General features: G+C 72.0%; 20 protein-coding genes and 1 pseudogene. 8 read left to right on the top strand and 13 right to left on the bottom strand.

All coding sequences use genetic code 11. The features are described 5' to 3' along the window. The first annotated feature begins 126 nt into the window (after window positions 1–126). Both G3I41_RS13825 and G3I41_RS13820 read left to right on the top strand, forming a co-directional pair. Complete coding sequence (locus G3I41_RS13825) at window positions 127–1,776, top strand: penicillin-binding transpeptidase domain-containing protein (protein ID WP_203600970.1); 1,650 nt, start codon at window positions 127–129, stop codon at window positions 1,774–1,776. Continuing rightward, window positions 1,773–2,297 carry an NUDIX domain-containing protein gene (locus G3I41_RS13820; RefSeq protein ID WP_164400510.1) on the top strand — a complete coding sequence of 175 codons (525 nt, stop codon included), beginning with the start codon at window positions 1,773–1,775 and terminating at the stop codon, window positions 2,295–2,297. The genes G3I41_RS13825 and G3I41_RS13820 overlap by 4 nt, the downstream gene beginning before the upstream one ends. Here the strand turns inward: G3I41_RS13820 and G3I41_RS13815 are convergent. Both G3I41_RS13815 and G3I41_RS13810 read right to left on the bottom strand, forming a co-directional pair. Then, window positions 2,291–2,923 carry an NAD(P)H-binding protein gene (locus G3I41_RS13815; RefSeq protein WP_164400509.1) on the bottom strand — a complete coding sequence of 211 codons (633 nt, stop codon included), beginning with the start codon at window positions 2,921–2,923 and terminating at the stop codon, window positions 2,291–2,293. The genes G3I41_RS13820 and G3I41_RS13815 overlap by 7 nt on opposite strands. Continuing rightward, window positions 2,923–3,843, bottom strand: a complete 921-nt coding sequence (locus G3I41_RS13810) for an EamA family transporter (RefSeq protein ID WP_164400508.1) — start codon at window positions 3,841–3,843, stop codon at window positions 2,923–2,925. The genes G3I41_RS13815 and G3I41_RS13810 overlap by 1 nt, the downstream gene beginning before the upstream one ends. A 91-nt stretch (window positions 3,844–3,934) precedes the next feature. On the opposite strand from G3I41_RS13810, the gene G3I41_RS13805 reads away from it, so the two are divergent. The 3 genes from G3I41_RS13805 (at window position 3,935) to G3I41_RS13795 (ending at window position 7,975) form a co-directional block, all read left to right on the top strand. Continuing rightward, window positions 3,935–4,825 carry a LysR family transcriptional regulator gene (locus G3I41_RS13805; RefSeq protein ID WP_164400523.1) on the top strand — a complete coding sequence of 297 codons (891 nt, stop codon included), beginning with the start codon at window positions 3,935–3,937 and terminating at the stop codon, window positions 4,823–4,825. Between the two features lie 153 nt (window positions 4,826–4,978). Continuing rightward, entirely contained in the window at window positions 4,979–6,079 is a 1,101-nt protein-coding gene (locus tag G3I41_RS13800) for a DUF1996 domain-containing protein (RefSeq protein ID WP_203600968.1), read from the top strand. A 138-nt stretch (window positions 6,080–6,217) separates the two neighbouring features. Next, on the top strand, window positions 6,218–7,975 hold the full coding sequence (locus G3I41_RS13795) for a discoidin domain-containing protein (protein WP_164400507.1): 1,758 nt from the start codon (window positions 6,218–6,220) through the stop codon (window positions 7,973–7,975). A gap of 159 nt (window positions 7,976–8,134) precedes the next feature. Here the strand turns inward: G3I41_RS13795 and G3I41_RS13790 are convergent, their stop codons facing one another. From G3I41_RS13790 to G3I41_RS13755, 9 genes are all read right to left on the bottom strand, one after another. Then, window positions 8,135–10,636 carry an FtsX-like permease family protein gene (locus G3I41_RS13790; protein WP_164400506.1) on the bottom strand — a complete coding sequence of 834 codons (2,502 nt, stop codon included), beginning with the start codon at window positions 10,634–10,636 and terminating at the stop codon, window positions 8,135–8,137. After that, window positions 10,633–11,478 (bottom strand): ABC transporter ATP-binding protein, encoded by an 846-nt coding sequence (locus G3I41_RS13785; RefSeq protein WP_164400505.1) that lies wholly within the window; start codon window positions 11,476–11,478, stop codon window positions 10,633–10,635. The genes G3I41_RS13790 and G3I41_RS13785 overlap by 4 nt, the downstream gene beginning before the upstream one ends. A gap of 254 nt (window positions 11,479–11,732) precedes the next feature. Further along, the gene (locus G3I41_RS13780) at window positions 11,733–12,407 is read right to left on the bottom strand and encodes a response regulator transcription factor (RefSeq protein WP_164400504.1); all 675 of its coding nucleotides are present in this window, start codon (window positions 12,405–12,407) and stop codon (window positions 11,733–11,735) included. Beyond that, window positions 12,404–13,684, bottom strand: coding sequence for a histidine kinase (locus tag G3I41_RS13775; RefSeq protein ID WP_164400503.1), 1,281 nt, complete (start codon window positions 13,682–13,684; stop codon window positions 12,404–12,406). The genes G3I41_RS13780 and G3I41_RS13775 overlap by 4 nt, the downstream gene beginning before the upstream one ends. A gap of 27 nt (window positions 13,685–13,711) precedes the next feature. Next, window positions 13,712–14,533, bottom strand: coding sequence for an aminoglycoside phosphotransferase (locus G3I41_RS13770; RefSeq protein ID WP_164400502.1), 822 nt, complete (start codon window positions 14,531–14,533; stop codon window positions 13,712–13,714). An 87-nt stretch (window positions 14,534–14,620) separates the two neighbouring features. Continuing rightward, window positions 14,621–14,758 carry a hypothetical protein gene (locus G3I41_RS36385; protein WP_185992985.1) on the bottom strand — a complete coding sequence of 46 codons (138 nt, stop codon included), beginning with the start codon at window positions 14,756–14,758 and terminating at the stop codon, window positions 14,621–14,623. Continuing rightward, entirely contained in the window at window positions 14,755–15,873 is a 1,119-nt protein-coding gene (locus G3I41_RS13765) for a radical SAM protein (RefSeq protein WP_164400501.1), read from the bottom strand. The genes G3I41_RS36385 and G3I41_RS13765 overlap by 4 nt, the downstream gene beginning before the upstream one ends. After that, a complete protein-coding gene (locus tag G3I41_RS13760) occupies window positions 15,861–16,190 on the bottom strand; it encodes a hypothetical protein (RefSeq protein ID WP_164400500.1) in 330 nt (109 codons plus the stop codon). The genes G3I41_RS13765 and G3I41_RS13760 overlap by 13 nt, the downstream gene beginning before the upstream one ends. Beyond that, a complete protein-coding gene (locus G3I41_RS13755) occupies window positions 16,190–16,390 on the bottom strand; it encodes a hypothetical protein (protein WP_164400499.1) in 201 nt (66 codons plus the stop codon). The genes G3I41_RS13760 and G3I41_RS13755 overlap by 1 nt, the downstream gene beginning before the upstream one ends. Before the next feature lie 123 nt (window positions 16,391–16,513). Between G3I41_RS13755 and G3I41_RS36825 the strand changes: the two genes are divergently transcribed. Both G3I41_RS36825 and G3I41_RS13745 read left to right on the top strand, forming a co-directional pair. Next, window positions 16,514–17,911, top strand: coding sequence for an XRE family transcriptional regulator (locus G3I41_RS36825; RefSeq protein WP_239081616.1), 1,398 nt, complete (start codon window positions 16,514–16,516; stop codon window positions 17,909–17,911). Beyond that, window positions 17,908–18,717 carry a class I SAM-dependent methyltransferase gene (locus G3I41_RS13745; RefSeq protein ID WP_164400498.1) on the top strand — a complete coding sequence of 270 codons (810 nt, stop codon included), beginning with the start codon at window positions 17,908–17,910 and terminating at the stop codon, window positions 18,715–18,717. Before G3I41_RS36825 ends, G3I41_RS13745 begins: the two co-directional genes overlap by 4 nt. 64 nt (window positions 18,718–18,781) lie before the next feature. On the opposite strand, the pseudogene G3I41_RS37655 reads toward G3I41_RS13745, so the two are convergent. Beyond that, window positions 18,782–18,850 (bottom strand): annotated as a pseudogene (locus tag G3I41_RS37655) (VOC family protein); the annotation flags it as partial. Window positions 18,851–19,026: 176 nt separating this feature from the next. Here G3I41_RS37655 and G3I41_RS13730 point away from each other — a divergent pair. Then, window positions 19,027–19,470, top strand: coding sequence for a hypothetical protein (locus G3I41_RS13730; RefSeq protein ID WP_164400497.1), 444 nt, complete (start codon window positions 19,027–19,029; stop codon window positions 19,468–19,470). Between the two features lie 85 nt (window positions 19,471–19,555). Here the strand turns inward: G3I41_RS13730 and G3I41_RS13725 are convergent. Next, the coding region (locus G3I41_RS13725; RefSeq protein ID WP_164400496.1) for a CU044_5270 family protein at window positions 19,556–20,330 on the bottom strand (775 nt) is incomplete at its 5' end.

Raw genomic sequence — 20,330 nt, 5'->3', positions numbered from 1 at the left:
ATTCACGTCATGTCCGCGTCGCATTCCGATAACAACCGGTACTCCCGTCACCACGGTCCCGTAGGGTGCCCCATACAACTTTCTTGAACGCGTTCAAGAAGCTCCGGGGGATGGGGACAGCAGGGAATGCGCAGTGGAGCGAAGGTAGGCATAGTCGGCGGGGTGTTCGCGCTCGTCCTGGGCGGGGTGGGGTACGGGGCGTACAACATCCTGGACGGGCTCGGGGACAGCGGTGTCGGCGGTCGTACGAGCACGGCCGCCGACTCCTCCGAGGTGAGGTCGGGTCCGGTCACCGGGGAGGAGATCGCCGACACGTCGAAGAAGTTCCTCGCCGCGTGGGCGGAGGGCGAGGCGGCGGCCGCGGCGGCGCTCACCAACAACAAGGCCGACGCGGAGACCGCGTTGACCGGTTACAGCGACACGGCGCACGTCACCAAGGCCGTGATCACCCCGGGCAAGGCGGCGGGCTCGACGGTCCCGTACACCGTGAAGGCGACGGTCTCGTACGAGGGCGCGACGAAGTCCTGGTCGTACGCCTCGAAGCTCACCGTCGTACGCGGACTGACCACCGGGCGCCCGCTGGTGGACTGGGAGCCCTCCGTCATCCATCCGGACCTCGCCAAGGGCGAGTCGCTGGAGACCGGCGAGTCCTCCAGCGCGACGATCGAGGCGGTCGACCGCAGCGGGCAGGTGCTCACCAAGGAGAAGTACCCGTCGCTCGGCGGCATCCTCGACGAACTGCGCAAGAAGTACGGCGAGAAGGTCGGCGGCACGACGGGCATCGAGACCTGGATCAACAGCGCGAACGCGGACGGCGCGGACAAGACGCTGCTGACCCTGGTCAAGGGCAAGTCGGGCAAGCTGCAGACGACGATCGACGCGAAGATCCAGGCGGCGGCCGAGCGGGGCGTGAAGAAGTTCGCGGAGTCGTCGGTCGCGGCGGTCGAGCCGTCGACGGGCGCCATCCGCGCCCTCGCGAACAACCGGGCCGACGGCTTCGACGCGGCCCGCAAGGGCAAGGTCGCCCCCGGCTCCACGATGAAGATCATCACCTCCGCGATGATCATCCAGAACGGCCTGGGCAGCGCGAACGCGCCCGTCAACTGCCCGGCGACCGTGCCCTGGTTGGGGGTCGTCTTCCACAACCTGAAGGACTTCTCGATGCCGAGCGCCACGCTGAAGACGGCGTTCGCCCGGTCCTGCAACACCGCTTTCATCAAGCCGGTGCTGCCCCTGGGCGGCAAGCGCGACACCGCGCTGGGCAACGAGGCCGGTCAGTACTTCGGCATCGGCCGGAACTGGCAGTCGGGCATCGTCACGTTCGACGGCAGCGTCCCCGAGTCCCGGGACGCCGAGACGGCCGCCTCGTTCATCGGCCAGGGCAAGATCGAGATGAACCCGCTCAACATGGCCTCGGTGACCGCCACCGCCGTCAACGGCCGCTTCCGGCAGCCGTTCATCGTGCCGCAGTCCCTGGACAACCGGACCTTCGCCACCGCGACCCCGCTGCCGCCCGGCGTCTCCGGCCAGCTCAAGGACATGCTGCGCTACACCGCGACCGCCCCCGAGGGCACCGGGACCCAGGCCATGGCGGGCGTCGGCGGCGACAAGGGCGCCAAGACGGGCTCGGCGGAGATCGACGGGCACGCCACCTCCGACAGCTGGTTCACCGGCTTCAGCAACGACCTGGCCGCCGCCGCCCTGGTCCAGTCCGGCGGCCACGGCGGCGACGCGGCGGGCCCGGTCGTCGCGGAGGTCCTGCGGGCGGGGCCGTGACGGGAGCGGCGGGTCAGGGACCCGGAACGGCGGGCCCTGACGTCCTGGTCGACCCCGGCGTCGACGTCCCGGTCCCCGCCGCCGGCGAGACGTGGGCCGTCGGCGCGGTGATCCTCGACGGACAGGGCCGCGCCTTCGCCCAGAAGCGCGGCCCCCGCCAACGGCTGTTCCCCGGCTGCTGGGACATCGTGGGCGGCCATGTGGAGCCCGGCGAGACCCTGGTGGCCGCCCTCGCCCGGGAAGTGGGCGAGGAGACGGGATGGCGCCTGCGCCGGCTCCGGACCCTGCTCGGCGTCACCAGCTGGACCGGCGACGACGGCGGCGGGCTGCGGCACGAGGCGGACTACCTCGTGGAGGTCGACGGCGACCTGGACCGCCCCGCCCTGGAGTGGACCAAGATCAGCGATCACGGCTGGTTCGGCCCCGGGGACCTGGACCGGCTCAAGGAGAACCGCGGCCCCGCCGACCTGCTGATCCACGACAGGATCGCCGCCGCCCTGCGAGCCGCCGGGGCTCAGTAGCCCACCGTGAAGCGCCACTCCCCGCGCGGCCGTTCCAGCTCGTCCAGGACCGCCACCGCGAGGTCCTCCGCCGAGATGCGGGACGTGCCGTCCTCCGTGGTGAGGAGGGTCGTCGTGCCCCGCCGGTACGCACCCGTACGGGGGCCCGGCTCCAGGACGGCCGGCGGGCTCAGGTAGGTCCAGTCGGCCTCGTGCGCCCGGCAGGCGGCGAGCTGGGCGGAGCTGGCGGCGGCCACCGTGCGCCATTGGGGCGGTACGTACGCGGGGTCGTCCAGCACCAGCCGCCCGGGGTGCCCGGGGACCTCCAGCGGGCCCGCGCCGCCGATCACCAGGACGCGCGTCCCGGTCTTCGCCGCCGCGTCGAGCACCGCGGTCGTCGTCGCCGCGATCGTGTGCTCGCGCCCCACGGGCGGGCGGGTCGCGGCCACCACGGCGTCGACGCCCTCGAACAGGGCGCACATCGCGTCGGTGTCGTCCGCGTCCCCCGCCACCGGGGTGACGCCGGGCGGCAGGGCGTCCGGCCGGGTGGAGCGGTACACCGCGAGGAGCGCGTGGCCCCGGTGCGCGGCTTCGGTGACGACGCGGGAGCCGGCCATGCCTGCGGCTCCGAGAACGGCGATCCTCATCAAGGGGTCCTTTCCGGTACGGGAGTGGGGAGGACGACAGGGGCGCGCCCCGGGAGCTGGCCCCCGACGATCGACGCCAGGGCGAGCGCGAAGCCCGCCAGCTGGACCGGGCCGAGGGTCTGGCCGAGGAAGAGCGCGCCCAGGCCGGCCGCGACGAGCGGCGAGAGCAGGCCGAGGACGGCGACCGAGGTCACCGGCAGCGCGCCGATCCCCCGGAACCACAGCGCGTACGTCAGCAGCCCGCCGATCAGGCCCAGCCAGAGGTAGCCGAGCGCGGCGCGGCCGTCGATCGCGGGCGGCGCGCCCTCGGCCAGGAAGGTCACCGGCGCCAGGAAGAGGCCCCCGGCGGTGAGCTGCCAGCCCGTGAAGGCGAGCGGGCCGACGCCCTCGGGACGCCCCCACCGCTTGGTGAGCGTCACCCCGAGCCCCATCGTGACGGCCCCGGCGAGACCGGCCGCCACCCCGGCGGCGTCCAGTCCCGCCCCGGGCCCGACGACCACGAGGCCGACGCCGAGCACCCCCGTCACGCCCCACAGCAGGGGCCGGGCGGAGAGGGGGTGGCGCAGGACGGCCACCGCGAGGACGGCGACGACGAGCGGCTGCGCGGCGCCGAGGGTGGCGGCCACACCGCCCGGCAGCCGTTCCGCCGCGATGAACAGCAGCGGCAGGAAGAGCCCGATGTTGAGCACCCCGAGCACCGCCGCCTTGCCCCACCAGGCGCCGCGCGGCAGCGTGCGGGTGACGGCGAGGGCGAGGAGACCGGCGGGCAGGGCGCGCAGGAGACCGGCGAACAGCGGGTGCCCGGCCGGCAGGAACTCCGTGGTGACGATGTAGGTCGTGCCCCATACCGCCGGGGCGAGCGCGGTCAGGGCGGTACGGGGCAGCGCCCCGGCAGCCCCCCGCGCGGGTCGGCTTGTCATGTTCCGAAGTCTCGGCCCGGGGCCATTGATGAGTCCAACACATGTCCGTCAGCTCATTGATCTCGATCCACGATGGATGAACGATGCACCCATGGAGCTCCAGCAGATGCGTTACGTGATCGCCGTGGCCGAGACCAGCAGCTTCACCCGGGCCGCCGAGCGGTGCCTCGTCGTGCAGTCGGCCCTGAGCCATCAGATCGCCCGCCTGGAGCGGGAGCTGGGCGGGCGGCTCTTCGAGCGGACCACCCGCCGGGTACGGCTCACCCCGGCCGGGGAGGCGTTCCTGCCGGCCGCCCGCCAGTGCCTGGAGGCCGCCGACCGGGCCGCCGCCGAGGTCGCGGCGGCGGTCGGCGAGGTGCGCGGCCGGCTCGCGGTGGGCCTGATCCCGACGGTCACCGCCGTCGACATCCCGGCCGCCCTGGGCGACTTCCGCCGACGCCACCCCCACGTCCGCGTCAGCCTGCGGGTGGGCGCCAGCGACGAGCTGGTCGAGCAGGTCCGCGAGGGCACCCTCGACGTGGCCTTCCTCGGGCTGCCCGCGAGCGCCGAGCCCCGGGGCGTCGGCCGCCACGAACTGGCCCGCGACCGGCTCGTCGCCGTGGTCACCCCCGGCCATCCGCTGGCCGGGGCGCCCTCCGTGGACCTGCGGAGACTCGCCTCGGAGGTGTTCGTGGACTTCCCGGCGGGCACGGCCGGACGCGCCCAGACCGACCAGGCGTTCGCCGCCGCCGGACTCGTCCGGGACGTCGCCTTCGAGGTCACCACCGCGGACTACATCGCGAGCCTCGTCGCTCCCGGCCTGGCGGTGGCGATGCTGCCCCCGGCGTACGCCGACCGGCTCCCCGGCATCGTCGCGGTCGAGGTGTCCGACGCGCCGGTCCGCGTCCAGCACGCGACCTGGAGCCGCTCCGGCCGGACCCCTGCCACGACCGCGTTCCTGGGGGCGCTCGGCATCCCCGTAACGGACGGCGACGGCTCATGAAGGGGCGACACGAAGTATTGACACGCTCTTGTCAGGAACGGAACACTCCCAACGGGAGAGCGCTCTCCAACAATCCCCGCACTGCTTCCGTCCTCCCGGCCGGGCGCTCTCCTCCACCCCCGCACTCCCCCACGACGCGCAGGAGGTCTCTCCATGCCACGGAGGTCCAGAACCCTCACCGGACTGCTCTTGTTCACCTCGTTGAGCCTGACCACGGCCGGAATCGCCGGGATCGCCGCGACGGCGAACGCGGCCCCCGAGACGGGCACCGCCGCCCACACCGCGCACGCGGCGTACTCGATGCCCGGGATGCCCGGCATGCCGGCGTCCACCCAGGCGTCGGGCGACGACCCGGACGGGGACGGCTACATCATGGCCAACCCGCCGGTCACCGGGGTGACCCCCTCAATGGACGTACCGCCGCAGGCGTACTTCCACGAGTTCCAGGCCAAGTGCGCCCCCACGCACACCGCGCCGGACGACCCGATCGTCTACCCGGGCCAGCCCGGCAAGTCCCACGACCACACGTTCATGGGCAACACCACGACCAACGCGAACACCACGGCCGCCTCGCTGGAGACGGGCAACACCACGTGTCTGGCGCCCGGTGACAAGTCGGCGTACTGGATGCCGAGCCTGTTCAAGGGGGACCAGAAGATCCTCCCCGACGGCGTCCAGACCATCTACTACAAGGCGGGCGTCACCGACTACCGCAGCGTCCGCCCCTTCCCCAAGGGCCTGCGGTTCGTCGTCGGCAGCCCGATGCAGAGCAAGGAGGAGTTCAAGAACCTCAAGGGCACCGTGGAGGGCTGGGAGTGCGGTGACTCGTTCAAGAACTACGACTTCCCCGCGTCCTGCCCCGACCGCCGGGACGTGCAGCTGAACCTGCGCCTCCAGGCGCCGAGTTGCTGGGACGGCATCCACCTGGACACGCCGGACCACAAGAGCCACATGGCGTACCCGGTGGCGGGCGGCGCCAACTACAACTCCTGCCCGGCGGACCACCCGGTCGCGCTGCCGATGATCGAGTTCAAGATGGCGTGGCCGGTCAACGGCGACATGTCGCAGGTGAGGCTGGCGAGCGGGGCGGGCTACTCGTTCCACTACGACTTCATGAACGCCTGGGACACCGCCACGCTGGACGCGATGGTCACCCACTGCATCAAGGGCGGCCTCCAGTGCGACCCGCACGGCTACGACGAGAACCACCCCGACAAGGGCGCGGTGCTCGACGGGAACTACCGGCTGCCGTAACCGGCGACGTGCGCGTGCCCCCACAGGTCCGGGGCCTTTTTTCGGCCCCAACCGGAGAGCGCTCTCCGCGCTCGCGGAGGCCCCGGACCGCGCGCACCCCCGCACCCCCCGACTCCCCCCACACGCAAGGAGCGACACATGCACCGTCCCCCCACCCGTACCACCCGGCGCCTGATGGCCCCGGTCGCGGCTGCCGCCCTCCTCGGCGGCGGGCTGCTCACCCTCCAGGCACCGTCGGCACAGGCGGCCGGCCACGTCGTGAAGGTCACCGGCTCGCAGGGCGACTGGCAGCTGACCGTGGACGGTTCGCCGTATACGGTCAAGGGCCTCACCTGGGGCCCCTCGGTCGCGGACGCCGGGAAGTATCTGCCGGACCTGGCGTCGATGGGCGTCAACACGATCCGCACCTGGGGCACGGACGCCACCAGCAAGCCGCTGTTCGACACGGCGGCGGCCAACGGCGTCAAGGTGATCGCCGGCTTCTGGCTCCAGCCCGGCGGCGGCCCCGGTAGCGGCGGCTGCGTCAACTACCTGACGGACGCGCAGTACAAGAACGACATGCTCGCCGAGTTCCCGAAGTGGGTCGACACCTACAAGGACAACCCCGGCGTGCTGATGTGGAACGTGGGCAACGAGTCCACGCTCGGCCTGCAGAACTGCTACGGCGGCGACGAACTGGAGGCCCAGCGCAACGCGTACACCTCCTTCGTCAACGACATCGCGAAGAAGATCCACGAGGTCGACCCCAACCACCCGGTCACCTCCACCGACGCGTGGACCGGCGCCTGGCCGTACTACAAGAAGAACGCCCCGGACCTGGACCTCTACGCGGTCAACGCCTACGACGCGGTCTGCGACGTCGAGTCGGACTGGCAGCAGGGCGGTTACGACAAGCCCTACATCGTCACGGAGACGGGCCCGGCCGGCGAGTGGGAGGTGGACGACGACGCCAACGGCGTACCGGAGGAGCCCACCGACGCCGCGAAGGCCGAGGGCTACACCAGGGCGTGGGGCTGCGTCACGGGGCACACGGGGGTGGCCCTGGGCGCCACGATGTTCCACTACGGCACCGAGGACGACTTCGGCGGCGTCTGGTTCAACCTGCTGCCGGGCGGCGAGAAGCGGCTGTCGTACTACGCGGTGAAGAAGGCGTACGGCGCCGACACCTCCGGTGACAACACCCCGCCGGTGATCTCCGGCATGACCGTCGACCACGCCACCGAGGGCGTCCCCACCGGCTCCGACGTGCACGTCTCCACGCACACCACGGACCCGGACGGCGACGCGATCACGTACCAGGTCCTGTTCAGCAGCAACTACATCGACCAGAACAAGGCCCTGGTCCCCGCCGAGACCAAGGACAACGGTGACGGCACGCTGACCGCGAAGGCGCCGAGCAGGACGGGCGTCTACAAGGTGTACGTGAAGGCCCGGGACGGCCACGGCAACGTGGGCGTCGAGACCAGGTCCCTCAAGGTGGTCCCGCCGAAGGTGGACGGCACCAACGTCTCGCAGGGCAAGCCCGCCACCGCCTCCTCCTTCCAGACGGACCCGACCGGCGGCTGCCCGTGCGGCGCGGACAACGCGGTGGACGGCAAGTCCGACACCCGCTGGGCCAGCGACTGGAGCGACCCGCAGTGGCTCCAGGTCGACCTGGGCGCCTCCACGGCCATCAAGCACGTGCAGCTGGCGTGGGACCCGGCGTACGCGAAGGGATACGAGATCCAGACGTCGGAGGACGGCCGGAACTGGACGACGATCAGGAGCGTGACCGACGGCAACGGTGACATCGACGACCTCGACGTCACCGGCACGGGCCGCTACGTCCGCGTCAACGGCACCGCGCGCGGCACGGGCTGGGGCTACTCGCTGTACGAGTTCGGCGTCTACAGCTGACGTCCGCGGGCACACCACCACCTCGGCGTCCCGTTTGAGGGAACGGCCACGCCGCGGCCGGCCCCCGGGACTGCCCCCGGGGGCCGGCGGACGCCCGGGGGTGATCGGGCCCGGCCGCACGAGGCGGCGGGAGCCGGTGTCGACCGGACTCCCGCCTCTCTACGCCCGGTGGCGCGGCCCCGTCCTGGCCGGCAGCGTGACCGCGAGCAGGGCCAGGCCGCCGACAGCCGCCGCGAGACCCCCGTACATCAAGGGGGGCACGTACGGCGCGTCGCCGGTCACGCCGTTCATCATCGGGATCAGCGTGGCCGCGGCGATCGCGGAGCCGAGGACCAGGCCCGCCGCCGAGACGAGCAGGGCCTCCCAGCGCAGCATCGTCATCACCTGTCGGCGGGTGGCGCCGATCAGGCGCAGCGCGCCGAGCTCGGGACGGCGGTCCCGGACCGTCATCACCAGGGTGTTGACCGCGGCGACGGCCGCGAAACCGCCGAGCACCGCGGCCATGGTGGAGTTCATCCAGGCGCCCAGCTCCGCCTCCGCGTTCCGCGCGGTGGCGTAGCCGGAGGCGTCGGTGACCTCGCCCAGGCCGGTGAGCGCCTCCGCCGCGCCGCCCCGTACCAGCAGCGTGCTGTCGAAGCCCGAGGTGACGTGCCCGGCCAGGGACGCCCGGTCCATGGTCACCGTGGCCAGGCCGAGGCCCCGGCCGTAGACCGCGACGATCTCGGGAGCGGCCTCGGTCCCGTCCGGGAGGTAGAGCGGCAGCCGGTCGCCGACGCCGGCGTCCGCCGAGTCCGCCAGCGTCCGGTCGATGGCGATGCGGCCCGCGCCGAGCCGGTCGAGGCTGCCCGCGCGTACGTCCAGATCCTGCACCTTCGCGAGGGCGGCACCGGAGCCGGTGACGCCCTGGGTGGCCGCGCCCTGCAACGCCTTGAACTCGCCCGAGCCGGTCGGCACCAGCACCTGGGTGTTCAGCAGTCCGACGGACGTCTCCACGCCCGGCGTGCGGGCCGCGCGGGCCACCGCGTCCGCCGGGAGCCCCGCCGGGTCCGTCACCACGTGGTCCGCGGTGATACCGGCGCGCAGCTGCTTGTCGGCGGCGTGGTTCTCGCTCGTGTGCATGAACACGAGGGTTGAGGAGAACGCCACGGCGAGCACGATCGGGGTGATCGCGGAGGCGAGACGGCGGGCGTTGGCGCGGGAGTTGGCCGCCGCGAGCCCGGCCGCCGGGCCCGCGGCGCGCAGCGGCAGGCCGAACAGTCCCGCGCACAGTCGCGCCACCAGCGGGCCGAGCAGCCCGACGGCGAGCATGAAGAGCATGACGACGCCGAGGGCGGCACCGGCCGCGTCGTCCCCCGCCGAACGGGCGGACACCCCCGTGAGGATCGCACCCCCGACGAGGGCGGCGACGCCGAGGAGGGTGCGGACCAGCCCGGGCCGCAGCCGCTCCACCGACGCCTCCGACAGCGCCTGTCCCGGCGCGATCCGCGCCGGCCGACGCCCGGCGATCCAGCCCGCGCCGAGCGCGGTGAGCAGGCCCAGGACGACGGCGGCGAGCAGCGGGAGCACGGAGACGTGCAGGTCCACGGCGCGCGGGACGGCTCCACGGTCCTGAAGCTGCCCGAACCACCAGTGCGCGAGCCCGATGCCGGGCAGGCAGCCGGCGATCCCGGCGAGCGGTGCGACGAGCAGCGCTTCGGAGGCGACCGCACGGCGCACCTGTCGCGGGGTGGCGCCGATGGCGCGCAGCAGGGCGAAGGAGCGGGCCCGCTGGCTGACCGAGAGCGCCACGGTTCCGGCCGCGGTGAAGACGGCGACGACGGCGACGATGCCTCCGAAGGACCCGCCGATCCCGAAGAGCGTCAGCTTGGCGGACGCGAGGCCCGGTTCCTCGACGGCTCCGCGGTCGTCGCCGGTGTGGACCTGGACGCCGGAGCCGGCCAGGGCCCGCTTCACGGCGTCGCCGAGGGTGCCGGCGCCGGTGCCCTTCTCCGCCAGCACGACGACGGCGTCGGCCTTGCCGGGGTGCCCGGCGAGGACGGGGGCCTGGGTGTCGGCGAACCAGGTCGTGCCGCCCGTGTCGCCGGAGTCCCGGGCGGTCTCCGCCGGACCCGCCTCGGCGAGACCGGCCACGCGGAAGTCCCGCTGCCCGGCGGCGGTTTCCAGCGCGACGGTGTCCCCCACGGAGGCCCGTGCGGCGCGGGCCGCCCCGGTGTCGAGCACGACCTCGCCCTCGCGGGGCGCGGAGCCCGCGGTCAGTGAGGTGCCGGTGAAGCTGTGGGAGCCCCATCCGTGCGCGGTGAGCGCACCGCCCCGCGCGTGCACCGGGAAGGTGAAGTCCGCGACGGCGGTGGCCGCGCCCGGCGCGCCCGCGGCCTTCGCCGCCAGCCCGGCGTCCATCCGGGCGGTGTCCGGCAGCGGCGTCGCCTCCTTCTCCAGGTCCTCGCCGCTGCCGGTGACGACGTACTCGTTCTGGTCGGCCGCCACGACGACCGGCGCGCCGGCGTACCGCTCCGGCGGCACGGAGGCGCGCAGGCTGGTCTCCAGCAGGATTCCGCAGGCCGAGACGATCAGCGCGGACATCAGCAGCGCGAGAAAGGTGCCCGCGAAGGACGCGGGCTTGAAGCGGATGGCCTCGCGGGCGAGTCCGTTGGGGCGCCTCATGCGGCCACTCCGGCCGTCGCCCCGGCGCGGGCGGTGCGCGAGGTGAGCGCGGCCATCCTGGCCGCGATCCGCTCGGCCGAGCCGCGCTCCACGTGGTCGGCGAAGGAGCCGTCGGCGAGGAACAGCACCCGGTCGGCCCAGGCGGCCGCCACGGGGTCGTGGGTCACCATGACGACGGTGGCCCCGAGCGTGTCCACCGCGTCGCGCAGGAGGCCGAGGACCTCGGCGGCGGTGCCGGTGTCGAGCGCGCCGGTGGGCTCGTCCGCGAAGATCACGTCGGGGCTGGTGACCAGGGCGCGGGCGACGGCCACGCGCTGCTGCTGGCCGCCGGAGAGCTCCGCGGGCCGGCGCCGGGCCTTGTCCGCGAGTCCGACCTGGGCGAGGACCGCCCGCGCCCGGTGCCGGTCCTGGTGCTGCCCGGCCAGGCGCATGGGCAGCAGCACGTTCTGCTCCACGGTCAGCGACGGCAGCAGGTTGAACGCCTGGAAGACGAAGCCGAGGCGGCTGCGGCGGAGCTCGGTGAGCTCGTTCTCGGCCATGCCGGTGATCTCCGTACCGCCGACGCGCACCGAGCCCGCCGACGGCCGGTCGAGCCCGGCGGCGCACTGGAGGAACGTGGACTTGCCGGACCCGGACGGGCCCATGACCGCGGTGAACGTGCCGCTCGGCAGGGCCAGGTCGATGCCCACGAGGGCGTGCACGGTGCCCGCGCCGCGCCCGTAGTGCCGCCGGACATCGCGCAGTTCGACCGCGAGACCGGGCGTGGCGGCCGGGCCCCCGGACGCGTGGCCCGCCTCCGGCCGGACCTCCGCCTTCCCCCGCTTGCTCCTGCGTAGCCTCATTTTCCGGTCTCCCTCACACGTGCGTTCTGCCTACGGGTGAAGAGTGCGGGGAAGGCTGTGCGCGGGGCGTCATACCCGGGAGCCAACGTGGCCGTGCTACGGCGGTAGGGGGTGGCGGAGAGCGGCGGCGCACCCGTGCGGGCGTGAACCCGCAGGCGGCGAACCCGTACGCGGAGCACACCCGTATGCGGAGCGCACCCGTATGCGGAGCACACCCGTACGCGGAGCGCACCCGTACGCGGGGCGCACCCGTCCTACTCGCCCGGGGTCACCAGACCCGACTCGTAGGCGAAGACCACGGCCTGGGCGCGGTCGCGCAGGTCGAGCTTGGTGAGGACGCGGCTGACGTGGGTCTTCACCGTCTGCTCGGCCAGCACCAGGGTCTGCGCGATCTCCGCGTTCGACAGGCCGCGGGCCACCAGGGAGAGGACTTCGGTCTCGCGCTCCGTGAGGCCGCCCAGCCGCTGCTCGGGCTTGCCCCGGGCGGCGGGGCGCTGCTTGACGAAGTCCGCGATGAGGCGGCGGGTCACGGAGGGGGCGAGAAGCGCTTCGCCCGAGGCCACGACGCGGACCGCCGCGATCAGGTCGGCCGGCGGCGCGTCCTTGAGGAGGAAGCCGCTCGCGCCCGCCCGCAGCGCCTCGTAGACGTAGTCGTCGACGTCGAAGGTGGTGAGCATCAGGACGCGCGGCCGGTGGGTGACGCCCGAGGGCGGGTGCAGGAGCTCGCGCGCCGCCGCCAGGCCGTTCATCCCGGGCATCCGGACGTCCATCAGCACGACGTCGGGGCGGGTCTGCCGGCTCAGCTCGACCCCCCGCTCGCCGTCGGGGGCCTCGCCCACCACGTCGATGTCGCTCTGGGCGGCCAGCAGCGCGGCGAAGCCCGCCCGCACCATGGCCTGGTCGTCGACGATGAGGACGCGTGTCGTCACGTGGGGTCCGTTCCGGTGAGGGGGAGGAGGGCGGCGACCCGGAAGCCGCCGTCCGGGAGGGGCCCCGCGTCGAGGGTGCCGCCGATGATCCTGACCCGCTCACGCATGCCGACGAGGCCGTGCCCGGTGCCGCCCGCTTCGAGCGGCCCTCCGGACGCCTCCGGCGGCGGGCCGTTGACGACGAGGACGGTGAGCTGCGGGACGGCGGGCGCGGCGGGGTCCGGCACGGGCGCGGCGGGGTCCGGCACGGGCGCGGTCGGGTCCGACACGGACAGCGACACCCGGGTGTGCGCGCCCGGTGCGTGCCGCACCACGTTCGCCAGGGCCTCCTGGACGATCCGGTAGGCGGACAGGCCCACCGCTTCGGGCACCTCGGCGTCGCAGGGGATGAAGTCCACCCGCCCGCTCGCCCGCTCCGTCGCCTCCACCAGGGGCCCGATCTGCGCGAGGCCCGGCTGGGGCGCGAGCTCACCGTGCGCTTCCTCGTTGCGCAGCACGCCGAGGAGCCTGCGCATCTCGCCGAGCGACTGGCGCGCGGTGGCCGCGATGGACGTGAACTCCTCCCGCAGCTGCGGCGGAAGCCCGTCGTGGCGGTACTCCGCCGTGTCGGCCTGCACCGTGATGACGGACATGTGGTGGGCCACCACGTCGTGCAGTTCGCGGGCGATCCGGGCGCGCTCCTCCAGCAGCGTGCGCCGGCCGCGCTCGGCCTCGCTGATCGTCTCCTGCTCGGCCAGTCTGCGCTGTGCGTCGGACCGCTCACGGAACGCAGCCCCCAGCAGGAGCGCGACGCCCCCGAGGATGGTGAACAGCAGGTCCCGGGCGCCGAAGCCGTGGGGTGCGGCGAACCCCAGCGCCACGTTCGCCACCGCCGTGACCAGCCACACCCGGATCAGCGTCCGGCGCCGCTCGCGCAGGCCCAGGGCGAGGCAGAGCCCGACGTACCCGACGATCTGCATGGGCGGGAACGGCCACAGCAGGCGGTCCTCGAAGTCGACGGCGAGCAGGGCGAGCGCCCCCGCCACGTCGGCGGCGAAGATCACGTACCAGGCCCTCAACGGCTGTACGACGGCGAACATCAGCGGGGCGGCCTGGGCGACGGCCAGCGCACCGGCGACGCCCCCGTTCAGACCGTAGTCGGCGGTGAGGACCTGGATGGTGGTGGGCAGCAGGGCGACGCACAGCACGAACGCCACGGCCCACGGCAGCACCCGCACCCACCGCCGCGAAGCGCCCGCGAGCAGCGCACGCGGACGCCCCTCCTCCACTGAGGTCATGGTCACCAGCGTAGGCGCCCCGCGCTCTCACCCGCTCGGACGGTGCGCGTGCCAGGCGGTGACAGCGGCGGCGAGGCGCTGGGTCCATGGGGAGGGGTCGGCGGTGCTGATCTCGGACCAGAGGTTGGCGTTGGCGGTGGTGAAGGCGGTGATGCCGTCGGCGGTGGCGGTGTGCCAGGAGGGGATCTCGGCGGCCCATCCCTCGGCAGAGGCGGGAGTGTGGCCGGATGCGATGAGCCAGACGACCCAGTAGCCGACGTCGAGCCAGGCCGCTCCGCGGGTTGCCCAGGCCCAGTCGACCAGGCGGGCCCGTTCGCCCCTCGGGGCGTGGTCGTCCACGAGGACGTTGGTGTTGTTCAGGTCGGTGTGGAGGAGGTGGGGCCCACCGAAGAATCGGAGGTCGTCCGGGTGGGCGACGTACCGTTCCAGGCGCTGTTCGGCGCGGCGGAGTTCGATGCCGGGGCAGGGGGTTTCGCCGAGGCGGCGCAGCAGAGAGGCGACTTCGGAGAGATCTGGGGAGCTGGGGGCGTAGTCGGCGTGGTGGCCCGCGAGCGCTTCGAAGCCGAGGAGGTCCCAGCCGGCCGTCTCGACGCGCCAGCGCAGGGCAGGGGCCAGGCCGGTGAGGAGGGGGGCGACGGCAGCCTCGCGGCGCTGGGTCCAGACGCGGGGGTGGTCGGTGCGCAGGCCCTTGATGTGCCAGGTGCCCGTGGCGGAGGTGACACGGGCCGCGATCTCACTGTTGAAGCCCTCGGTCATTTCCTCAACCGTGAGGAGCGGGCCGGTGTACTCCTCGACGGCAACACGGGCTGCGGGCGGCAGCTGGTCGAGGCCGATGCGGGTGGTCGCCATGGGGCGTCACTCTTCCAGAAGGTGGTGGTGCGGGGGCTCCGGACGGAAGAACGTCCGAAGCCCCCGCTGTTCTGCGCAGCCGGTTGTCTACCGGTACGGGTTGTCGTCGTTGCAGCCCGGGATGGCTCCCTCGGACAGCACCTCCAGGTCATCCAGGAGGATCACTCCCTCGGGCTCCTCCAGGACCGGCGGTCGGGGGCTGATCTCCACCATGACAGCGGTCATGACGCTTCCTCGCTTCCGTGTTGGCAGTAGGTGTTCAGTGGTGCCTTCGCCTCCTGGTACGCCTTGGCGAGCGGTCGGCAGACCCGGCAGGTGCCGGAGAGCTGACAGCCGCCGCAGCCACCGGTGCGAAGCATTTGGGCATCGGCGATGCCGGGCAGACGGAGAAGTCCGTCCAGGCCGTCGGACATGAGGTCGATGGGATTCTCCCGGCCGACCTTGCACATGGTCGCCAGGCCATGCGGGTCGACGTGGAAGAAGGTGTGGCCGGCGGGGCAGCCCTTGAACACGCTGGTCTTGTCCAGGAATCCGGGCGCCTGCGCGGCCAGCGGTTCGGGCGTGCCGGTGTACGTGGGCGAGATCGCTCCGTACTCCTGACGGCTCGCTCCGTACCGCTCGGCGAGGGCCCGCATGGCGTCCAGCTCGTGGGCGTTGTGCCGGGTGATGATCAGCGCAAGTTCAACCGCGATGCCGGCCTCGCGCATCGCGACGAGTCCCTTCTCGACCAGCTTGAACGCCCCCGGCTTACGCGTAAGCGCATCGAAGCTGTCCGGGGTCGCTCCGTAGAGGGAGACGGTTACCTTGTGCGGCGGCAAATCGCGCAGGAGATCAATGATCTCGGGGCGGTGTAGCCGCGAGCCGTTGGTCAGGATCTCAATCAGCATTCCGGAGCGGTGGGCGAGTACGTACGCGTCCACGAAGTCCCGGTCGATCAGCGGCTCACCACCCGTGAACTGGAGCCACAACACCCCGGCGTCCCGCAGCAGGCGCAGGAGCCGGACCTTGTCGGGCCAGGGCAGCCCCTCGAACCTCCGCTCCGCGAGGTAGCAATGCTCGCAGTTGAAGTTGCAGCCCTTGTTGATCTCGTACGTGGCCCTGCCGTACCCGAGACGGGTCTCTGGACGTACCAGAACGGCGTCCCGCATCGCAGTGTCGGCCAGGTCCACGTTCCAGGCCGCACGAGAGCGGTCCAGGAGCCAGGCCGGCAGAGGGCTGCTGCTCTCGGCGATCGAGGCCAGCTCCTCGTACAGCGTCCGAGGAATGCGCATGCCCCCCTTGGAACCGGGACGGGCGATCAGGAACGTTCCGTTGTACGGGCTCGCGATCAGCTGGTGCACGGGGCCTCCTCCGGGGTGTCTTCCCAGGTGTGCTGCTCGGCGTGGTCGACGAACAGGCAGCAGCCGTCACCGTCGGGTCCCGGGGCGGCCACCGGGCAGTCCGGCAGTACGAGAAGTTCCGGCTCATCGGTCCCGCGCCAGCGGAGCCACAGCGCGGTTCCCCACGGGCCGTTGTCGGTGAGGAGGCCGAAGTGTTCACTCTCGTCATGCGAGGACAACTGGCACTGCACCGCTGTGTCCACGTACAGGGCGGCCGACTTCTCGCACGCTTCCCGTGCCAGGTCGAGGGGCACCCGGCGCCAGTGCGCGCAACGCATCACGACACCATCCGAAAGGAGGCGACGGCGTTGTTGTCCTGCGGCGAGCACCGCAGGCAGACGCACGGCGGGTAGCGGCCCGGGTTCTCCGGGACCACCGTGTCCTCGCCCACGCGGACCGCCGTGAGAGGTCCCCACGTCCGGCCGGAGTCGCGGGAAACCCGCAACGTCATCCGTACCTCGTTCTGTCCGTTCGCCATGAACAGGAGGATCGCGGTCCACGGCCCCCGCCAGAAAGGCCAAGCGGATTACCCAACCTGGGTAACATCACCCTAAGTAGATCAATCGCAGCAATTCGTAGTCCTCATGCCGGAGCGTGCCCGATGCCCGAGCCATCCCGCTCTCAGGAACTCCCGGTCAGCCTGCTTACGGACCCGGTGATGATCGAGGCATGCCGGACCCGAGACTTCGGCCGCGTCTTCAAGCTGGTCAAAGTACGAGCAGGCATCTATCCGTCGATGATCGCGCGCCGCTGTGATCTGACCCCGAGCCGTGTGGGCGAGGTGATCGCCGGACGGCGGCAGTTGCTGCACATGGACGTGATCGAACGAATCTCGGACGGGCTGCGCATCCCCGGCCACATGCTCGGGCTTGCCCGACGCTCCTGGGAAGCTCCACCGAGCCTGACGACCAAGCCCAGGAAACCGGCCGAAGCGCCAGCCTCAGTCATCGCACCCCTCGTCGCCGGACTACCAGGCGCGGGCGAGGGTGTGCGCTCCCTAGCTGCGGATACAGGGCTCTCCGCGAGGCTCGCTCGTCACGCGGCGGAGACCAACGTCAACACGCTCGTGCTGGAGCAGTTCGATGCTGATGTCGAACGACTCGCCCGGGACTTCGTCAGCCGACCAGTGCCTCTTCTGATCCCGGAGATTCGCACAGCTCAGAGTGGCGTGTTCCAGTTACTGGAGGGGCGTCAGCACCCCAGCCAGACCCGTCACCTCTACGTAGTTGCGGGGTGGCTTTCCGGACTTGCAGCCCACGCGTCGTTCGACCTGGGCAACCGCTCCGCTGCGGCTACGCATGTCCGCACGGTGGTGCAGTGTGCGGAGATCTCGGAGCACTCACCACTACGCGCTTGGGCACGGTCTTTTCAGTCCCTGATCGCCTACTGGGCGGGGGACTACCGGAGAGCAGGAGACCTTGCGCAGGCCGGTCAGCGTGAGGGCCTGGGTACGGGAACAGTCAAGGCTCGGCTACTGAGTCTGGAGGCTCGTGCGCGTGCAGCCTCAGGGGACAATCGCAACGCGCTGCGGACACTTGCACTGGCCCACGAGGCGCGTGGTACTGCGGGACCCGACGAGTTTCCCGGGGTCTTCTCGTTTCCCGAGGCCAAACAGTGGGCGTACGCCGGGACCACGCTGCTGGCCGTCGAGGGTGGCGAGCAGATTCGGCACGCCATAAGTGCTTCCAACCGTGCAGTTGAGCTGTACCGCGGCGGGCCGGAAGGCGACCGCTCCCCGGGCGATCTACAAGCCGCCCATCTGGACCTGGCCACTGCCCACCTAGCCGGCGGAGACGTCGAAGGAGCCGGAGCGAAGCTCTCGGAGGTGTTCGGCGCCGAGACATACACGGCGAGCATCACCATCAGGCTTCGTAATCTGGCCGCGCTCCTCGGCAGCGAGCCGTACCGTGGCGCACGGTCGGCAATCGATCTCCGCGCGCACATTCACGAGGTGACAGTCCGGCCCGCTCTCGCCGGCAACCCTACGGAGCCACGATGACCTCCCAGCCCACGCATGATCGTCTGGTGACCGATCGCAGCCTCCTCGCCACCAAGGCGTACGGAACGGGTCAGCACCTGGCCGCGCGGCAGTCCCTTTACCGATGGCAGACCCCGAGCCACGACCTTCCGGGCATCGTCGTCGACGAACTGGCCGACGTACGCGGCGTGGTCGCCGACGTGGGTTGCGGTAACGGGAAGTTCGTCGCCCGGGTGCGAAACGACCGTCCTGACCTGGACGTGCTGCCCATGGACGTCTCCCACGGCATCATCAGGGCCCTCCCTGGAGCGGTCGTCGCGGACGTACAGCAGTTGCCCGTTGCGGACGGATCCCTCGGGGCGGTTCTTGCGCTGCACATGCTCTACCACGTCGAGGACCAAGTCCGAGCTGCCGGAGAGTTGGGGCGTGTCCTGGCACCCGGCGGCATCGCGATCGTCTCCACGAACAGCCGGACCGACAAGCTGGAACTGGAACACCTCTGGCGCCAGGCCGCAGGCGATGTCCTGGGTGTCCACGAGGGCCCGGCCCGGGTGCAGTTGTCCGCTCGCTTCACTCTGGAGGACGCACCGGCGATCCTCGGTTCGGTGTTCGGCGAGATCCGCACGATCCCACTACCCGGGGTGATCGAGGTGACCGACGCCGAACCGGTCGTCGCGCACCTGGCCTCCTACGAAGCCTGGGCCGACGAGATGGGCGTGCCGTTCCGGGAGACGATCGAACGCGCCAGGGACCGAGTGAATGAGACCATCCGGACAGCGGGCGCTTTCCGCGTCTCCTGCCTTGGCGGCATGCTCGTCTGCCGGTGAGGGCAGCGGATCGCCTCCTCCACGAGTACGCAGAGCAGCCCGACCATGGAGCCCCGGAGGGCTGGCCGCGCTCGGGCCAGACCGGGCCCTGGTCGGTCCAGATGACGCCCTTGTTGCGGCACAGGCAGAAGGGCGCGACCGCCGCGATCGGGGTGGCCACCGTGGAGGACGACGGGCCGAACGGCCGCTTGTTCAGCGATGAGGCCGAGATCCCCTGGTGACGCGCTTCCGGTGCGCTTGAAGCAGGTGTGTGTCAGTGGCCGCTGTTAGCGTCCGTCCGTTCCGGAAGAGGTGAGCGGGGAGGGCCGTATGGGCGCGTCGGGGTGGGACTACTCGGTTCCGTATCAGGAGGATCTCGTCGGGGCGTTCGACGCCCTGCGGCGGAAGGTCTTTCAGGAGCGGGACTACTACTGGGTCTCGGGCGCTGACTGGAGGCCGGAGGAGGAACGGCTGCCGTGGCCCGGGACCGAAGGGGAGTTGTGGGCCGACGAGTTCGCCCAGGAAGCGGGGACGCACTCGATCCTCGACATCTTCCGGATCATCGGGCCGGACGAGAAGCCGGATGACTCCACGATGAAACAGGTGACGGAGGACGAGGCGCTGCGTGTCCTGGGCACGCGGAAGCTCACCCGGGATCACGTGCCTAGGTTCGAGGAGTTCGACTGCCGGCGTTGGTACGGGCGGTGCGCCGTGCTCCATGACGATCAGGGGGAACCGCGGGAGATCTACTTCTGGGGCTCCTCCGGCGACTGAGCCGACCCGGTGTACCGGGTGTGGACCGCGCCGCCGCCCACGACCCGGCGGCGGTCCGCCGTGCGGCCATGGGCGGCGGTGGGACTCACCCCGTGGTCTGCGCCGGGCCCGCGAACAGGTAGGTGTCGCGGTCGGTGATGTGGCCGTCCTTGCCGACGGGGGTGTAGTTGCGTTCCAGAAGGCGGCCGGTGGACGGTTGCACGATCCAGTTCGGGTTGTGGTCGCTGTGGACGGGCCACTTCTCCTTCCACTCCCAGGAGATCCGGGTGCCCGTGCGGCCCGTCGCGTCCTTGACCTTCTCCGTCACCACCGCGCCCGGCGTCTCCGCGAGCACCCGGTAGAGCGCGGCGCGCAGGCGCGGGGAGACCGGGGCGCCGGTGAGGAGGTCGCCGGCCTGCCGGACCGTCTGCTCGGCTGCGGAGCCCTTCGCACCGGCCGCGAGGGTGCGGCGGAGGGCGTCGGGGCGGGTGGGGAGGGTGTCCAGGTCGTCCCAGGCGACCTGTCCGGCGCCCACCTGCCAACTGGTCCCGTTCGGGTTCTCCTTCTTGATCGTGCGGCCGTTCTGCGTCTTGACGACGACCTTGTCCCGGCCCAGGTAGATGTCGTCGGTGTGGGCCCTGTCGCCCTCGACCCACGTCCTGACGGTCGTCTTCCAGTACGGGGCCGAGGAGGCCGGGTCCCCCGCCACCTGGTCCGCCATGCTCGTGAACACCTCCGACGCCGAGGCGCTGGCCGCCGGTCCTTCGCCCCCGAAGTCGGTGACCGGGAGCACCGCCGCGCCCACCGCCACCGCCGCGACGGCCGCCGCGAGGGCGAGCACCCGGCGGCGGCCGAAGCGCGGGGCGGTGACCGGGGCCGCG

Origin of the sequence: Streptomyces sp. SID9727 (assembly GCF_010550605.1) — a bacterium.
Lineage (GTDB): Bacteria > Actinomycetota > Actinomycetes > Streptomycetales > Streptomycetaceae > Streptomyces.
Note: the sequence above shows the minus strand (reverse complement) of the source record. Positions and strands in the feature narration are given on the sequence as shown.

Bases quoted from the DNA above. Each gene is read 5' to 3' on its own strand.
- G3I41_RS13805 (WP_164400523.1), top strand. From the start codon at position 3,935: ATGGAGCTCCAGCAGATGCGTTACGTGATCGCCGTGGCCGAGACCAGC.
- G3I41_RS13730 (WP_164400497.1), top strand. From the start codon at position 19,027: ATGGGCGCGTCGGGGTGGGACTACTCGGTTCCGTATCAGGAGGATCTC.
- G3I41_RS13800 (WP_203600968.1), top strand. From the start codon at position 4,979: ATGCCACGGAGGTCCAGAACCCTCACCGGACTGCTCTTGTTCACCTCG.
- G3I41_RS13825 (WP_203600970.1), top strand. From the start codon at position 127: ATGCGCAGTGGAGCGAAGGTAGGCATAGTCGGCGGGGTGTTCGCGCTC.
- G3I41_RS13815 (WP_164400509.1), bottom strand. From the start codon at position 2,923: ATGAGGATCGCCGTTCTCGGAGCCGCAGGCATGGCCGGCTCCCGCGTC.
- G3I41_RS13755 (WP_164400499.1), bottom strand. From the start codon at position 16,390: ATGGCGAACGGACAGAACGAGGTACGGATGACGTTGCGGGTTTCCCGC.
- G3I41_RS13775 (WP_164400503.1), bottom strand. From the start codon at position 13,684: ATGACCTCAGTGGAGGAGGGGCGTCCGCGTGCGCTGCTCGCGGGCGCT.
- G3I41_RS13810 (WP_164400508.1), bottom strand. From the start codon at position 3,843: ATGACAAGCCGACCCGCGCGGGGGGCTGCCGGGGCGCTGCCCCGTACC.
- G3I41_RS13745 (WP_164400498.1), top strand. From the start codon at position 17,908: ATGACCTCCCAGCCCACGCATGATCGTCTGGTGACCGATCGCAGCCTC.
- G3I41_RS13770 (WP_164400502.1), bottom strand. From the start codon at position 14,533: ATGGCGACCACCCGCATCGGCCTCGACCAGCTGCCGCCCGCAGCCCGT.
- G3I41_RS13785 (WP_164400505.1), bottom strand. From the start codon at position 11,478: ATGAGGCTACGCAGGAGCAAGCGGGGGAAGGCGGAGGTCCGGCCGGAG.
- G3I41_RS13790 (WP_164400506.1), bottom strand. From the start codon at position 10,636: ATGAGGCGCCCCAACGGACTCGCCCGCGAGGCCATCCGCTTCAAGCCC.
- G3I41_RS36385 (WP_185992985.1), bottom strand. From the start codon at position 14,758: ATGACCGCTGTCATGGTGGAGATCAGCCCCCGACCGCCGGTCCTGGAG.
- G3I41_RS36825 (WP_239081616.1), top strand. From the start codon at position 16,514: ATGCCCGAGCCATCCCGCTCTCAGGAACTCCCGGTCAGCCTGCTTACG.
- G3I41_RS13760 (WP_164400500.1), bottom strand. From the start codon at position 16,190: ATGCGTTGCGCGCACTGGCGCCGGGTGCCCCTCGACCTGGCACGGGAA.
- G3I41_RS13795 (WP_164400507.1), top strand. From the start codon at position 6,218: ATGCACCGTCCCCCCACCCGTACCACCCGGCGCCTGATGGCCCCGGTC.